The organism is Nocardia sp. NPDC057227, assembly GCF_042669725.1.
Taxonomy (GTDB): Bacteria; Actinomycetota; Actinomycetes; order Mycobacteriales; family Mycobacteriaceae; genus Nocardia; species Nocardia asteroides_A.
The window spans coordinates 267,850-284,009 of record NZ_JBHUXA010000006.1 but is presented as its reverse complement, the minus strand read 5'-3'; the positions used below and the strand labels follow the sequence as shown (position 1 = coordinate 284,009).

General features: G+C 71.0%; 11 protein-coding genes. 5 read left to right on the top strand and 6 right to left on the bottom strand.

Annotated elements, in window-relative coordinates; translation table 11 throughout:
• Positions 1 to 1,309 (bottom strand): FHA domain-containing protein (locus ACFUJ1_RS11990; RefSeq protein WP_378644989.1); only part of this gene is annotated, 1,309 nt, incomplete at its 3' end.
• A 115-nt stretch (positions 1,310 to 1,424) separates the two neighbouring features.
• On the opposite strand from ACFUJ1_RS11990, the gene ACFUJ1_RS11985 reads away from it, so the two are divergent.
• On the top strand, positions 1,425 to 2,861 hold the full coding sequence (locus ACFUJ1_RS11985; protein ID WP_378644987.1) for a metallopeptidase: 1,437 nt from the start codon (positions 1,425 to 1,427) through the stop codon (positions 2,859 to 2,861).
• A gap of 23 nt (positions 2,862 to 2,884) precedes the next feature.
• Here ACFUJ1_RS11985 and ACFUJ1_RS11980 read toward each other — a convergent pair whose 3' ends face one another.
• On the bottom strand, positions 2,885 to 4,231 hold the full coding sequence (locus ACFUJ1_RS11980) for an FHA domain-containing protein (protein ID WP_378644985.1): 1,347 nt from the start codon (positions 4,229 to 4,231) through the stop codon (positions 2,885 to 2,887).
• A gap of 207 nt (positions 4,232 to 4,438) precedes the next feature.
• On the opposite strand from ACFUJ1_RS11980, the gene ACFUJ1_RS11975 reads away from it, so the two are divergent.
• The 4 genes from ACFUJ1_RS11975 (at position 4,439) to ACFUJ1_RS11960 (ending at position 9,811) form a co-directional block, all read left to right on the top strand.
• Entirely contained in the window at positions 4,439 to 5,632 is a 1,194-nt protein-coding gene (locus ACFUJ1_RS11975; protein ID WP_378644984.1) for a hypothetical protein, read from the top strand.
• Positions 5,633 to 5,770: 138 nt separating this feature from the next.
• The gene (locus tag ACFUJ1_RS11970; RefSeq protein ID WP_378644982.1) at positions 5,771 to 6,985 is read left to right on the top strand and encodes a hypothetical protein; all 1,215 of its coding nucleotides are present in this window, start codon (positions 5,771 to 5,773) and stop codon (positions 6,983 to 6,985) included.
• 14 nt (positions 6,986 to 6,999) lie between these two features.
• Entirely contained in the window at positions 7,000 to 8,202 is a 1,203-nt protein-coding gene (locus ACFUJ1_RS11965; protein ID WP_378644980.1) for a hypothetical protein, read from the top strand.
• Positions 8,203 to 8,236: 34 nt separating this feature from the next.
• A complete protein-coding gene (locus tag ACFUJ1_RS11960; RefSeq protein WP_378644978.1) occupies positions 8,237 to 9,811 on the top strand; it encodes a serine/threonine-protein kinase in 1,575 nt (524 codons plus the stop codon).
• 58 nt (positions 9,812 to 9,869) lie between these two features.
• On the opposite strand, the gene ACFUJ1_RS11955 is transcribed toward ACFUJ1_RS11960, so the two are convergent.
• From ACFUJ1_RS11955 to eccCa, 4 genes are all read right to left on the bottom strand, one after another.
• Complete coding sequence (locus tag ACFUJ1_RS11955) at positions 9,870 to 10,157, bottom strand: WXG100 family type VII secretion target (RefSeq protein WP_378644976.1); 288 nt, start codon at positions 10,155 to 10,157, stop codon at positions 9,870 to 9,872.
• A 40-nt stretch (positions 10,158 to 10,197) separates the two neighbouring features.
• On the bottom strand, positions 10,198 to 10,500 hold the full coding sequence (locus tag ACFUJ1_RS11950) for a WXG100 family type VII secretion target (protein ID WP_378644974.1): 303 nt from the start codon (positions 10,498 to 10,500) through the stop codon (positions 10,198 to 10,200).
• A 126-nt stretch (positions 10,501 to 10,626) separates the two neighbouring features.
• A complete protein-coding gene (locus ACFUJ1_RS11945; protein WP_378644972.1) occupies positions 10,627 to 11,988 on the bottom strand; it encodes a type VII secretion-associated protein in 1,362 nt (453 codons plus the stop codon).
• The gene (eccCa, locus tag ACFUJ1_RS11940) at positions 11,985 to 16,019 is read right to left on the bottom strand and encodes a type VII secretion protein EccCa (protein ID WP_378644970.1); all 4,035 of its coding nucleotides are present in this window, start codon (positions 16,017 to 16,019) and stop codon (positions 11,985 to 11,987) included. The genes ACFUJ1_RS11945 and eccCa overlap by 4 nt, the downstream gene beginning before the upstream one ends.
• Positions 16,020 to 16,160: the final 141 nt, after the last annotated feature.

The window sequence follows — 16,160 nt, the reverse complement described above, 5'->3', positions numbered from 1 at the left end:
CTGGTTGGGCCGGTTCTGTTGTTTTTACGTGCCTGGAGGCGGGTTTGGGCTGGCCGCGGGAGACCCGGTGGACCCGGGGGTGGGCGTGGCGGGTGAGCGAGAGCTCGCCGAGCACGCCGTCGATCACCTGCTGCCGGTCGGCCTTGGTGGTGTCCGACGGCAGCCGCAGCTCGGCGGCGTAGCCGAGCGCCTGCCGCACGGTGAGCTGCCGGTGCAGCACGTCGTCCTGCGGCACCATGCCGATCCGGGAGCGCAGCGCCTCGTACTCCGCGTGCAGGTTGCGGCCCTCGAAGGTGACCACGCCACCGGACGGCCTGGTACTGCCGGCGATCAGCTTGGAGAGCGTGGACTTGCCCGCGCCGGACGGCCCGATCAGCGCGGTCAGCGTGCCGCTGCCCGCCTGCAGGTTCACGTCGACGAGCAGCTGCTTGTTGTTCTCCACCGTGAAGCCGACGCCGTGCACGTGCAGCCCCTGCTCGGCCACCGGCTTCTGCCGGTGCACCAGCGCGCCCTGCTGCACCTCGAAGTCGATATTGCCGATGGTGACGACGTCGCGCTCGCGCAGCACCACGCGCTGCTGCCTGCCGCCGTTGACGAAGGTGCCGTTCGAGGAGCCGAGGTCCTCGATGGTCAGCCCCTCCGAGGCGGAGACCAGCCGCGCGTGCCTGCGCGAGGCCAGCGGGTCGTTGACCACGATCTGGTTGTCCGAGGTGCGGCCGATGGTCAGCCCGCCGGGGGGAAGCCGGTCCGCGCGCGCGATCGGCGCGGTGGACGGCCGGGCCCGGACCGGCGGCAGCGACGAGGAATCCGCCCGCGTCGTCATATTGACGTTGATCTGCGGCTGGGCCGCCGACGGCTGCTGGAACGGACCCGACTGCGGGCGCTGCGGCGGCGGGGGCTGCTGCTGCGGGAACGGCGGGCGCTGCTGCTGTTGCTGCGGCCACTGCGGCGCCGACTGCGGCCGCGCCACCGGGGTCGCGCCGGTCTGCCTCGGCGCGCCGGCCGGGATGAGGTGCAGCAGCGGCCCGCTGATCGCGTCGCCGAGCCGGACCTGGGTGGCCCGATCGATCGGGACCGGCCTGCTCAACCGCCGCGCGTCCACGAAAACGCCGTTCGTGCTGCCGTTGTCGGCGAGCACCCAGGAACCGCCCTGCCAGGTCAGCGTCGCGTGCACCCGGGAGACGAGCGGGCTGTCCACGAACAGCGTGACCTCCGGCGCCCGGCCGAGGGTGACCTTGTGGCTCGGCTCGAAGACGCGTTCGGTTCCCTCATGGCGCACGGTGATGGACTGCGCCCCCGGTGAAGACATGCAGCGGATACTATGCCATCACCCGGACAGCGGAAGGGCCCCCGACGCGCCTTTTGTCCCGCTCCGGTGACCGACCGCGGGGAACTCAGAACGGCCGACCGAGGGGGATCCTGCCTTGCCGAATCGTCGAGCGACCACCGCCGCCGTGGCCGCCCTGTGTTTCGCGCTGCTGCTCGCCGGATGCACCCGCATGGTCGACGGCCGGGCCGTCTCCATCTACGACGACCCGTTCAAGGTCGCCGGGCTGCCGACCACCAGCGGGCCGAGCGGCCCCCGCCCCGGCGCCCCCGCCACCGACCTCACCGCGACCGGCAGCGACGGCGGCGAGATCGACCGGCTCGCGCTGAACGCCGTCGACGACATCCAGTCCTACTGGCGGCAGGTGTACCGCACCGAATTCGACGGCGAGTTCCAGCCGGTCGAGAAGCTGCTCTCGTGGAGCGCGAAAGCGCCGCGCGGCGAGGCGCCGGAGTTCTGCGAGGACACCACCTACCGCCTGGTGAACGCCGCCTACTGCCGGCTGGACAACTCCATCGGCTGGGACCGGGAGGTGCTGCTGCCGACCATGGCCGAGACCTTCGGGCAGATGTCGGTGGTCATGGTGCTGGCGCACGAGTACGGCCACGCCATCCAGAACATGGCCAAGATCGTCACCAGCCGGGACCCGGTGATCGTCAAGGAGCAGCAGGCCGACTGCTTCGCCGGCGCCTTCATGCGGCACGTCGCCGAGGGCAAGTCGGCGCACTTCACGATCAACACCTCGGACGGGCTGAACTCGGTGCTCGCCGCCACCGTCGCCATCCGCGACTCCGACCCGGACGACCCGGAGAGCGTGCACGGCTCCGCCTTCGAACGGGTCACCGCGGTGCAGATCGGCTTCACCGACGGCCCGCGCGCCTGCCGCGGCATCGACGAGGAGGAGATCAACCAGCGCCGCGGCGACCTGCCGACCAGCTTCCAGGGCCAGACCGGTGAATTCGACATCACCAAGGAATCGCTGATCGAGCTGAGCAAGGCGCTGGCCGCGATCCTGCCGCTCGACGACCGGCCGCACTACAACTACGGCGGCGCGCAGATCGAGTGCAGTGACGGCGCCACCACCGAGCCGGTCTCCTACTGCCCCACCAGCAACCTGATCGCCACCGACATCCCCAAGCTCTCCGAGCGCGGCGCCGTCGGCGACCTGGACGACCCGCTTCCGCTCAAGGTGACCGGCGACTACAACGGCTACGTCGTCTTCATCTCCCGCTACGCGCTCGCGGTGCAGCACAGCAACGACCAGGACCTGGTCGGCGCCAAGACCGGGCTGCGCGCGGCCTGCCTCTCCGGGGTGGTCACCGGCAAGCTCGCGGAATCCGGGCGCCCCGCCAACCAGGGCGACATCCGGCTCGCCGCGGGCGACCTGGACGAGGCGGTCTCCGGCCTGCTCACCGACGGTCTCGCGGCCAGCGATGTCGAGGGCAAAACGGTCCCCAGCGGCTTCGCCCGCGTGGACGCCTTCCGAGCCGGAGTACTCGGCGGCGAAAGCACCTGCCTGGCCCGCTACAGCTGAATTGCTCGTCCCCTCGAGGAGACTCAGCCGCCGAAGGGCGGGGGGGCGGCGGGTTCGAAGCGGAGTACTCGGTTGCCGATCATGACTTCGGCGCCGGGGACCAGGAGCATCGGCTGGTGGGGGGCCAGGCGGAGCCAGTCGCGGTAGCCGGGCATGCGGGTGCGGGTTCCGTTGGTGGAGCCGAGGTCGAGGACGGCGACGTCCCAGTTCAGCAGGCGGATCTCGGCGTGCGCCCTGGACATGCCGCCCGAGGTGTCCTCCACCTGGAGCGGCACCATCCCGCGGCTCACCGACTCGGAGTGGTCCGGGTCGCGGCCGATCACCGCGTCGGCGGCGAGCAGGTAGGTCATGCCGTCGTCGAGCAGCAGGAGACCGAGCGGGGGGCGGATCACCTCGATCAGCGGCTGCGTCTGGTCCACCGGCATGCCGCAGACGGTGCAGAACGCCGAGCGCGGGTCGGTGGGGTGCGCCCGTGCGCACTTGAACCCCATGACCTTGACGTTGAGCGGGGCGGCCCGCGCGGTCGCCTCCAGCCTGCGCTGCAGGTCGGGATCGGGCGGCGGCGCCGGGCCGGTGCCGTGCTGGGTGGGCGCCCGGTGCGGGTCCGGCGGCAGGGTGGCGGCGGGGCGGGCGGCCGCCGGCAGCGCGTCGGTGGCCTCGACCTGGTCGAGCAGCGCGGTGGCGGCGGCCTCGGCCTCGTCCCGCTCGGCGGGGTGCGGCGGCTCGGTCCGCTCGGGGCGCGGGGCGCGCTCGATCCGCGCGGTCGGGATCGGCGGCGGCTCCGCCCTGCGGTGCGCGCCGCTCGGCTCCGGTTGCGGGCTGCTCCCGGCGCGCGCGGTCTCCGACCACAGGATCGCCCCGCTGCCCTGCGCGATCCCCTCGACCAGCCAGCCGATGCCGCGGGCAGCGGGCAACTCCGGGATCCGGCCGTCGCGGTCGTCGACGAAGAGCGCGACCGCGCGGGCGGGCACCGGAGCCACCCGGTCCACCGTGAACGCGGCGTCGCTGCCGCGCAGGTGTTCGGCGCCGTTCTCACCGGCGAGCACCGCCGTGACCGCGCCGTGCAGGAACACCGCGACCCCGCCGTTCTCACCCGCCGAGAGGATCCCGAAGTCGACCGGCTGCCCTGGGCTGATCTGCTCGGCGTGCTTCATGAGCCAGCGGGTGGCCTCGCGGGCGATCGTCGCGCCCGCCCCGCCCTCCCGCTCGAAGGCATCCCTGACCAATTCGGCCAGCGACTCCACCGCGGCCGCGGTCGGCGAATCCGGCGTCGGCCTGGTCGGGCCGCGATGCCGGACCACGACCACCGCCCCCGCGACCCGGGCGACGGCGTGCTGCCCGGGGACGACCTCGACCTGGCGATCCCTCATCGGGACCGGCCCCCGCGGCGGTGTCCACATTCACAGCACAAACCGCCGCTGCGGCGTGAACGCGGAGTCGTCAGCACGCGATCAAGCCTATGGCACCGCGGGTTACGGCGTCCCGCTGCCCGCCGTCGCTTCGCCCCTCCGCGGGCGTCCGGTTCCGGTAACTTCATATCCACATCGCCGAGGATCGAGGGGCCTGTGATGGTTCGGATGTCGCGCATCGCGCTCTGCCTTTCCACGATGACCGTCGCGGGGTTGCTGGCCGGTTGCAGCATTCCCGGCGTCCCGGTCGCCGGGGAGCCGGACGTGCGGAAGCTGGAGGTCGGCAAGTACGAGGTGGACCGGCACTCCTACGACGTGAGCCCGGCGGGCCACGGCGCCGTGCTGGAGGGCATCCGGATGGCCGACGCCGTCGTCCCGTCCATCGATATCGACCCCTCGCTCTCGCACGGCCGCACCAGCTCGGTGCTGACCACCGTCGACGACACCATCGGGCTGCTCGCCGACGTCTCGCGCCCCGTGCTGGAGAACCGCAAGTTCCTGACCGGCTACGTCGCCGCGGGCGCCGACCGCGCCGACCCCAAGGGCGAGACCCTCCCGGTCAGCGACGCCACCGCGGTCACCACCGTCGTGCTCCGCTTTCCCGACCAGGGCGCCGCGGCGGCCGCCGCCAAGGAGCTGGAGGACGCGGACATCAAGGTCGCCCCGGAGAACCAGAAGCTCTCCTCCACCAAGTTCTCCGACGCCTACCTGCACTGGCGCCCCGGCGTCGCCAGCATCGGCGCCTTCCTCGCGCGCGGGGAGTTCGTGATCTCGCTCTACGTGCAGCGCCCCAAGGCCGACAGCGCCGACCTGGTGAGCTGGGTGGACCAGACCCTTGCCGCCGAGGTCCCGGTACTGGACAGCTTCGCGCCGACCCCGACCGCCGAGCTCGACGACCTGCCGGTCGACCCGGAGGGGATGCTCGCCCGCGTCGTGGTGGAGAGCCGCGCCGACCGCACCCCCGACCCGCAGCGCTTCGCCGTCTACGGCCCCGGCCGGATGCTGCAGGCCGCCGACGACCAGGCCGCCAGGCAGCAGCTGATCCAGGAGACCGGGCTGGACAGCAGCGCCGTCGTCGACAACACCCTGCTGCACCGCCTCCGCGACGCCGACGCCGCCCGCACCTTCATGACCGGCCTGATCGACAGCGCGGGCGCCGAGTACGACCCGATCGGCGCCCCCAACGACGTCCCCGGCGCCAAGTGCCTCCAGCTCAACGCCGCGGGCAACAAGGAGACCGAGTACGCCTTCAGCTGCTTCGTCAGCTACAAGCGCTACGTCGCCGTGGTCAGCAGCGACCTGGAACCCGACGTCAGGCAGAAAGTCGCCGCGCAGTACGCCCTGCTCGCCAACAGCCTCTAGCCCCCGCTTCACACCCGGCCCCCGGTCCGGACCGGGTGCTATGTTCTCTCGGGTATTCGCCCCGCGAGTGGAGGACTCGCGGGCACACGCCGGCCGCCGCGGGTGCTCCCGCGGCCGCGCCCGCGACGGAGGGGACAGATGCTCAACAGACGCCGAGGGCTGTGCGCGGCCCTCCTGGCCGCGGTCGTGCTGCTGACCGCCGCGTGCGGTACGGGGGATTCCGCGACGCCGCACCGACCCGATGTCGACCTCGCTTCCCTGGACATCGGCAATCTGACAGCGGAGCCGCGGATCTACGACAAGCCGACCAATCTGGACATGGCGCGGGTCGTGGAGGCGATGCGGCTCGGCAATCACCTGCCGCTGCCGATGGAGATCGACCCGGCGCTGAAGTACGCCCCGCTGAAGATCGCCTCGGTGCGGATGTTCACCACCCTGAGCTCGGCTGCGGTCGCCAATCGGGTCAGCGGGAGCGGCACGGACCTGGAATCCCGGGTCAGCGGCTTCATCACCGGCTTCGTCACCGCCGGGCGTTCGGACCCCGTGAAGAACCTGTCCTGGGAACTCGACAATGTCGCGCTGCTCTTCGAGACCGAGCAGGACGCGGTGAACGCGGCCACCGTCTTCACCGATGTGGAGCGCACCTTCCTTGCCGAGAAGGCCGTGCCGCAGGAGATCCCTGGGCACCCGGAGGCACGGGCCCACCTGCTGAGCGGCACCAACGGGTGGATCAACTCCTTCTACCCGGTCGGCCGCTTCCTCTTGCTCACCGAGGTCCGGGACAATGTGATGCAGCAGCTGGAGACCACCGACGCGGAGAGACTCCGCACCAGGGTGGCACAGAGCATCGAGGCCGTGCGGCCCGCGCTGGAGAGTTTCGAGCCGACCCCGGCAGATGAACTGATGAAACTCGACGTCGATCCGGAACGGGTGCTCTCCCGGACGCTGAACACCGTCGACGACCCGGCCCAGTTCGGCATTCCCGGTGTCTTCGACCGCAACGGCGGACTGCAGATCAGCCTCGATCCGGAGTCCGACAGCGCGATGTTCGAACAGGCGGGCGTCGACACCGTGGGGTGGAAGGGCGCCTACGTCTACCGCACCCGCGATGCCGTCGCCGCCGAGCAGCTGCTTGCGCAGCGCACGAAGGTCAGGAAGCTGTACCGCCCCGCTCCGGCGCCGCCGAACCTTCCCTTCGCCCGGTGCATGCAATACCTCGTTCCCGGGGGCGGCTCCGTCTATTACTGCGGAGTGACCTTCGAGCGGTATACCGCCGAGGTCACCGCGAGTCAGTTGCAGGATGTGCACCAGCGCATATCCGCGCAGTACGCGATCCTGGCGAGGTCGAAGTGAGGGGGAAGGAACCGATGACCGTTCGACGCAGGCGCCGGGTGCTCGCCCTCCTGCTGGGTGCGATCACCCTGGTCGCGGGGTGCGGCAGGGTCGACGGCACACCGGCGCCCGCGGAGATCGATGTCCGCGCGCTCGATGTCGGGACCTACTCGACGACGCCGCTGGAGTACCGCTTCGCCTATGACCACTCGCTGTTCGGGGCGAAGCGCCTCGCCGCCATGCGGCTCGCCGACACCATGGTGCTCGGCAACGAGATCGACGCCACTTTCCGCTATTCGGGTGGCAAGGAACCGATCCTCGATCGGCAGGATGTCGAGGATGTGCTGGCCGACGTGAACGGCCCGGTCACCGAGCGGAACAAGCTGCTCGTCGGGTACAGCATCGTGGTCAGCGACGCCGAGCTGCGTGGTGTCAGCAACCCGGAATCCACCAGGATGGGCATCACGGTGCTCCAGTTCCCCGATGCGGCGACCGCCGAGCGCACCGCCGCCGAGATCGATCAGACGGACTTCGCGGTGGCCGCCGACCAGAATCAGAAGGTCAGCGTCCCGAACATTCCGGCGGCGCACGCGCACTGGCGGCCGGGAGTCCCGACGCTGGCGGCGACGCTCGCGCGCGGGGCGTACGTGGTCGTCGTCCTGGCGGCGACGCCGAAGCCCGAGCTCGGGCTGCTGGCCGACCTGGCCAGGCGCGGACTGGAGAACCAGGCCAGGCTGCTCGACAGTGTGCCGCCGCTGAGCGGAGAAGACGCGCTGCGGCTGCCGAACGATCCGAACGGGATCCTGAACCGGACGCTGAACCCGGAGGCCGACGGCGATCCGTCGCTGCTCTCCCAGGCCTCCTTCACACGCCGCGGCATGCTGACCCAGATGGGCAAGCAGTACGAGCGCGCCCAGGTGCTCGACAAGGCCTACGTCGATCAGTTCGCCATCTCCGGGGTGACCGGCTCCACCCTCATGTTCCGGGCGGGCAGCGCCGAGTCCGCGCAGTCGCTCGGGCGGCCCGTGCTCGAATGGGGCGACTACACCGTGCCCCTGGACGCACCGGATGTGCCCGGGGTGCAGTGCGGGGCGAGGGCGACGGAGCGGGCGGTGACGCTGCGTTACCGCTGCACGGTGCCGTACCAGCGCTACCTGGCATCGGTCGAGAGCGATCAGGTGGTCGACGTGCACCAGCGCGCGGCCGCCCAGTACGCGCTGCTGGCAAACACCTACTAGGCGTCCAGCGGGCCGGAGAAGGAGAACGCAGAACATGCCGATCAACGCGGGCACGATTGTCGGCGGCTACCGTGTGCTGCGGGTACTCGGCGCAGGCGGCATGGGCACGGTATACCTCGCGAAGCATCCGACGCTGCCGCGAACGGATGCCCTCAAGGTGCTCAGCCCCGACCTCTCCACCGACCGGGAATTCCGGGCCCGATTCGAACGAGAAGCCAATCTCGCGGCCGGCCTCGACCATCCGAATATCGTGTCGGTCTACAACCGGGGCGAGGAAGCCGGGCAGCTGTGGATCGCCATGCAGTACGTGGACGGCACCGACGCGGGTGCCGAACTGACCCGGGTCGGCCACGGGCTCGGTTCGCAGCGTGCGCTGCACATCCTGACCGAGGTGGGCAAGGGGCTGGATCACGCACACCGCCGCGGGCTGCTGCACCGCGACATCAAGCCCGCCAACTTCCTGCTCGCGACTCCGGAGGACGGCGAGGAGCGGGTGCTGCTCACCGATTTCGGGGTAGCCAAGACGACCGACGATACGAACGAGCTGACCCAGACCGGAAGCTTCCTTGCCACGATCGCCTACGCGGCGCCGGAGCAGCTGGCCGGGATGCCGCTGGATCACCGTGCCGACCTGTACAGCCTGGCGTGCTCCTTCTTCAAGCTGCTGACCGGCCGGAACCCGTACCCGGGAACTCAGCCCGCGCTGGTGATGATGGGGCACCTCCATCAGCCGCCACCGCGCGCGACGGATGTGAACCCGGCGTTGCCCGCCGCGATCGACCACCTTTTCGCACGGGCGATGGCCAAGGAGCCGGCCGAGCGCTACCCGAATTCGCGTGAGTTCGCCGAGGCCGCGGCGGCAGCGCTGCGCGGACTCGGCAGCAGTGCGCCGATGGGGCGCCAGGCACCGGTGGGACCCAGCTACGGATTTCCCACGAATCCGCGCGGGGAGGTACCGACCGAATCCAGCGTCGTCACCGTCCGGGCCTCTGCCCCTCAGCGACGAAAGGGGCTGGTGATAGGCACCGTCGCGGCGCTGATCGTCGCCGCCGTGGCGGCGGGTGGCGTGTGGGCACTGAACCGAGACGGCGGCGCCGGTGAGCAGGCGGTCGCAGCGCCCACTTCGTCCGCGACCGCGGCCGCCGCACCGGAATCCGTCGCCCAGGCACGGGAGCAGAACCCGGCGTTCGCAGGCAAGCCGGTCGCTCTGATCAATTTCACCGGCAAAACGGCGGACGACCTCAGCAGCGGGCTCTCGATGTACCTGGCACCCGGCCCGCAGGCCGATTTCCTGTCCGGCATCGGAATGGTCTACAACTCGGCCTATACAAAAAATGATGCGGAACAATCCCCCCGCGCACTGGGCTGGTCCGATGAATTCGACCTGCGCAATACCGTCACACAGGGCTACCTGATCGTGGTGCGCACCGATCCCAAAGCCGGCGGCGGAGGGCTGCTGGGATTGCCTTCCAGCCTGTCACAGCTCAAGGCAACCATCATCGTGATCGATGATGCGGCGCTGGTCACCGCGATTCAGAACTGGTCAGCAGATTCGGAGAAGGTCATGCTGTCGAAGCTGATTCCGATTCTCAAATCCCGGATCAAATGAGACTGCGGTGGGTGCCCGCTGACGATCACCCGGGCACCCACCACCACGACGAGTCGGCTCAGCCCTGGATCATGCTCGCGTTCCGGCCATCGGTCGCGATCGCGGCCGCCAGCGCCTCCTGGGTGGCGCGGATCAGCTGGTTCATCGCGTCCTGGGTGTCGGTGAACTCGTTGTTCCACCGCCGCTGGACGTCCTGGAACGTGCTGGCGGCGCCGGACTCCCAGGCACCGGCGAGCTTGTCGGTCGCCGTCTTGATGCCCTGGTCCTGGTTCTGCAGCGCGCCCAGCTGCTGCTGCAGCTCGGCGATCGTGGTCTCGATCTTGTGCTTGTTGTAGTAGATATCCACGAGTGTTCTCCCCTGTGTGAGTGAGCGTTCGGCGGTGGGATCAGACGCTGAGCCTGCCGAAGTCGCCTCCGGACTGCTCCTCCGTCTGCCCGTAGCGGCTGTTGGCCTCGTTGAGCTTGACCGTCATCTCGTCGAGGAGGGTGTTCAGCCGACGACCCTCGTCGCTCCAGCGGGCGGCGGCCGCCTCGAAGGAGCCGTTCGCGGTACCGCGCCAGCCGTCCCGCGCGGAATCGACGGTGGTCTGGACGCGCTGAAGGGTGGCCCGCATCTCGTTGACGGCGGTCTCGACCTCGCTCGTCGCCTGCCGGGCGCGGCCCTGATCAATACCAACAATGTCGGACATTCCGAATTACCTCTCGCTCGAGTTGGACCTGACCGTCGCCGGGCGAGGTGGTCGATCCCCTACATATGTGTTGGACGCGGTACGCGTCTCATCGGTTCCCATGTTCTCCCCCCGGTTCCGATACCGTCAGGGACGAACGGTCAGTGACCGCGCCACTTCTTCGCATGCGGTCCGAACTGTGTCCCACCTCCCCCTGCCGTACTGACACCCGATGCCCGCCTGGACACCGCGGTCGACGATGACGTGCCACCTGACTTCGGACCCATCCCCCGGAAACTCGTCGTAGGCGAGGCCAGGGCGGTCACCGAGCACGACGTCTCGTTGCACGTTACCGAATCGGCCGGGTTCGGCGCGAGAGATCTTCGATTGCAGGTCACGTGCGACGTCGTCGGCACCGGCGCCCGCGGCGAGCACGGACTGGGTGACGGTGATCCTGGCGCGCACCGCGGAATCCGGTGTGAGCACGAGCCGTTCCGGGTCGGCGGCGCCCGCTGGGCGCCACTGCGCGGGGACGGTGACGGTGATCCGGCCCGCCTCGGCGGTGCTGCTCGGGGGCTGGGTCGCGGGGCGGGGGGCGCCGGGGACGGCGGGGCTGTCGGCGACCGAGCCGTCGGCGGGGGTGCGCAGCAGGGTGCCGCCCGCTATCGCGGCCGCGGCGGCCAGCGCGACGAAAACCACTGCGGCGCCGATGACCAGCGGGGAGCGGCGGTTCGGCGGCCGCCTGCTGGCCAGGAGATTGGCGCCGATGGTGGCCTGCACGTCCATCGCCTGTCGGCCGGGAAGGGCAGCGGCGCGGCCGGGGGTCGCCCGGCGGGTGTCGGACCACACGGCCTTGGCGATCTCCCGGCCGGAGAGCGCGATCACCTCGGGGACGAAGGCGGGGGTTGCCAGGTGCTGCCGAAGCAGGTCGCCCACCTCCGGGTCGGCATCGCCGACCACGAGCACGGCGTGCGGGGCACGGTCGTCGAGCACGCGGTCGGCGAGTTCGGCCAATCGCTCGGCGGTGGCCGGGGCGGGTGCGGGGTCGCCCGCGCCGAGGGTCGGCTCGTGTTCGCAGGCCACCACGGTGGATTCGACGCTGTCGCAGTCGACGACGGCGACCGTGCAGGAGAGCGCGGTGAACTCGACGACGAGCACGCTGGCCCTGGTGAGCGCCCGGCTGCGCAGGTAGTGCGCGGCGGCGACATGCGCGGTCGGCACGGCGGCGACGTCGGCCGCGACGCCGGGCAGCAGACCGCGCAGCGCGTGCGTCAGCGCGGGGGCGCCCCACTGCGTCGGATGCGCCACCGCGACCGCCTCGATCGGCAGCGCGGTGCCGCGCCGCGCGGCATCCCCGCGCAGTTCGTCGGCGAGCGGGCCGCCCGCGCTGCCCGCGGCGGCGGGCAGCCCGTCCAGCGTGACGTTCCACTCCACGGCGCCGCGCGGGTCGGGGCCGACGACGGCGTGCAGGTCGTCACCGTCGATGTGCAGTGCGACCGTCGGGCTCATCGGTCCCGGCTCCAGGCGGCCTGGAAGAGCCCGGTGCCGGAGCGGCCGACGAGCGTGCCGCGGCCGGGCGGCTGCGCGCTCGGGCGCACGGTGCCGAAGAGCTGGCCCTCGTCCCGGTTGCCGCTCATGATCAGCCCCGTGGTGCCGACGTCCTTCATCCGCGAGATCACCGGTTCGAAGAGCGAGCGCGAGGCGCCACCGGCCCTGCGGGCGAGCACCAGGTGGAAGCCGATGTCCTTGGCGTGCGCCAGGTACTCGACGATCGGCGCCAGCGGGCTGCCGGACGAGGTGACGACCAGGTCGTAGTCGTCCACCACGAGGAACAGCTCCGGCCCGGTCCACCAGGAGCGGTCGCGCAGCTGCTGCTGGGTGACGTCCGCGCCCGGCATCCGGCTCTTCAGGATCTTGGCCAGCTCGCCGGACATGCCGGTGAGCATGGCCTCGGACGGCGCGTAGCCGGCCAGGTGCTCACCGTCGACCAGCCCGAGCATGCTGCGCCGGTAGTCGCCGAGGATGATCTTGGCCTGCACCGGCGCGTTCGACTCGACGACGCCCTGGCAGATCACCCGGAGCAGGTTGGTCTTGCCGCACTCGCTGTCGCCGAAGACCAGGAAGTGCGGCTGCTCGCCGAAGTCGAGGAAGACCGGCGCCAGCTCGGACTCGTTGAGCCCGATCGGAACCCGCAGGTTGGTGCCGAGCTGGTCCGGGGTGCGCGGCCAGCCGGGCAGCGCGCGGACCAGGTCGTCCCGGTCGAACCGCTCCGGCAGCATGCGCACCCGCGGCGCGGGGCGGCCCGGGTTGCGCGCCGCGATCTGCTCGACCGCGGCGGCGACGCCGGGGCCGAGGTCGTCGGTGGCCGGGCGGCCGTCGATCCGGGGCAGCGCGGTGAGCATGTGCAGCCCCTCCGGCGTCATGCCGCGCCCCGGCCTGCCCTGCGGTACCAGCGCCGCCAGCTTGCGGCCGAAGTCGGAGTCCATCGGGTCGCCGAGCCGCAGCTCGATGCGGGTGCCGATCTGGTCCTTGAGCGCGGGCCGCGCCTCCATCCAGCGGGAGAGCGTGACCACCACGTGCACGCCGTAGGAGAGCCCCTGGCCGGCCAGGTTCATCACGACCTGCTCCAGCGCCTCGAAATCCTGACGGACCGAGCCGAAGCCGTCGATGACGAGGAAGACATCGCCGAAGGCGTCGTCGTGCGCCCCGGCCGCGGCCGGGCTGCTGGCCGGGTCCATCGCGCGCAGCCGCCGGTACTCGACCATCGACTCGATGCCGAGCTGCCGGAAGCGCAGCTCCCGGTGCCGGACGATGGTGGTCATCTCGGCGACGGTGCGCCGCACCTTGTCCACGTCCAGCCTGCCGGCGACCGAGCCGACGTGCGGCAGCCCCTGCAGACCGGTGAGCGTGCCGCCGCCGAAGTCGAGGCAGTAGAACTGCACCTGCTCGGCGGTGTGCGTGAGCGCGAGCGCCATGATCATGGCGCGCACCGCGGTGGACTTGCCCGACTGCGGCCCGCCCACCACCGCGACATTGCCGCGGGCGCCGGAGAGGTCGATCAGGAACGGGTCGCGGCGCTGGTCGTAGGGGCGGTCGACGATGCCGACCGGCGCGCGCAGCGAGGCCACCGCCGAGTACTCGCCGGTGAGGATCGAGCGCGGCACCAGCTGGTCGAGCGTCGGCGCCTCGTCCAGCGGCGGCAGCCAGATCTCGTGCGCGGGCCTGCCGTGGCCGTTGATCCGGGAGACCAGCATCTCCAGGTCGGAGAGGCGATCGCCCTCCTCGCCCGGCTCCGGGTCGGCGTTCAGCCGCACCGGGAGCGGGATCCGGTCCACCGGGCGGAAGTCGACGTGCGCGGCGGTGAACTGCCGCGCGGTGACGTCGATGTCGCCGCCCGCGACCCCCGCCTGGGTGACCTCGCGCTGCGGGCCGCCGCCGACGTACGGGCCGGAGACGTAGCTGGCCTGGAACCGCTGGATCTCGCCCGAGTCGGCCTTGAGGTAGCCGCCGCCTGGATTGTTCGGCAGGTTGTAGGCGTCCGGGACGCCGAGCACCTGGCGGGACTCGTTCGCGGAGAAGGTCTTCAGCCCGATCCGGTAGGAGAGGTGGCTCTCCAGCCCCTTGAGCTTGCCCTCCTCCAGCCGCTGCGAGGCGAGCAGCAGGTGCACGTGCAGCGAGCGGCCGAGGCGGCCGATCATCACGAAGAGCTCGGCGAAGTCCGGGTGCTGGGTGAGCAGCTCGGAGAACTCGTCGAGCACGACGAAGAGCGCGGGCAGCGGGTCCAGGTCGGCGCCGGCCGCCCGCGCCTTCTCGTACTCGGAGACGTTGACGAAGTTGCCCGCGGCGCGCAGCACCTCCTGGCGGCGGTTCATCTCACCGGCGAGGGCGTCCTTCATGCGGTCGACGAGGTCGGCCTCCTCCTCCAGGTTGGTGATGACGGCCGCGACGTGCGGGACGCCGTCCAGCCCGAGGAAGGTGGCGCCGCCCTTGAAGTCGACGAGCACCAGGTTCAGCTGGTCCGGCGAGTGCGTGGCGAGCAGGCTGAGCACCAGCGTGCGCAGGAACTCGGACTTGCCGGAGCCGGTGGCGCCGATGCAGAGGCCGTGCGGGCCCATGCCGTTCTCCGCGGCCTCCTTGATGTCCAGTTCGACCGGAAGCCCGTCGGCGCCGATGCCGAACGGCACCCGCAGCCGCTCGCGGCCGTACCGCGGCCGCCACGCCTGCTCCGGGTTGAAGGCGCCGATGTCGCCGAGGCTCATCAGCTGCGACCAGGTGGAGATGGCCTCGGTGTCGTCCACCTCGACGTCGCTGCTGCGCTGGGTCGCGGCCCGGTACGGCGCCAGCCTGCGCGCGACCTGCTGCGCCTGCTGCACGCTGATCCGGTCGATCAGGGCGAAGCGCTCCTGGTTTCCGGTGGCGCCGCGGCCGGTGCACTCGCCGTTCTCCACGATCATCTTGATGCCGCGGGAGACCGCGAGCCGCGGCGCGTAGCCGCACAGGTCGATGAGCGTGACGCCCTCGTACCCGGATTCGCGCAGCTGCTCCTCCTCGGCCTCGAGCAGGCCGCCGTCGACCACGAGCACGATGTGCACCATGTTCGGATTGGCCGGTTGGTTGCGCGAATACCGCACCCGATTCGCGAGCAGCGGCTGGAGCCCAGCGGTCGCCTCCCGGATCGAGCCGAAGAACATCCGCTGGGTGCCGATGCCGTCCTGCGCGTCCGGGTGCTGGGTATGCGGGAGCCACTTGGTCCACTCCCACTCGCGGGCGGTGTCCGGGCCCGCGACGATGGCGATCAGCACCTGGTCCGGGGCCTGGAACATGGCCAGCTGCACCAGCATCGCGCGGGTCATGTCCCTGGCCTCGGCGCGGTCGCCGTCCAGCGCGATGGTCGCGAAGCCCTTGACCGCGATGGCGGTGGGCAGGTCGGGCACGGTGGAGTGGGCCCGGACGAAGCGGCGCAGCGAGACCGCGGCGATCGGCTCCAGCTCCTCCACCGGGCCGGTCTCCGGCGCGACCAGCCGGGTGGCAAGCCGCTGCCCGCCGAGCCCGATCCTGGCGTGGCAGAAGTCCTTGTCCCCCGCGCGCCGCTCCCACATGCGGCTGGTGCCTGCCAGCATCCAGACCAGCTCGGGCTCCGGGTGGCTCCACTCCACGGCGGAGCGCTGCTGCGCCGCGGTGTCGTTCACGTCCCGGCGCACCTGGTCGAGGTAGCGCAGGTAGTCCTTGCGGTCCTCGTTGGCCTCGGCCGCCTTCTGGCCCTTGCCACCCCCCTGGCCGGCGAACATGCCCGCCATCGAGAGCAGCATCATGAGCGGGAACATCAGGCTCATCGGATTCGACGCGATGCCGCCGCCCTGCGTGAAGAGCAGCGCCATCATGCCGACCATGCCGATCACCATGACCACTGGCATCAGCTTGAGCAGCAGGTTTCCCGGTGTGACGCGGGGGATCTCGGGCGGCGGCTGCAGCGTGACCTCGCCGCCCGGCGTTCGTGGCATCTCGCGGCGGGCACGCCGCTGGAACCTGACCGTGCTCATCGACTGCGTCCCCCATCTTCGCCCGCCGCGGCAGAGCCTCGGTATGGAGGCCACGGCTGACATGTCGTACAGTTCGCACAGCATTCTGCTGGGCGGAGGGTGGGTTCGCAAGCTGCTGCCCGGGGGCCTTCCCCAGCCTAT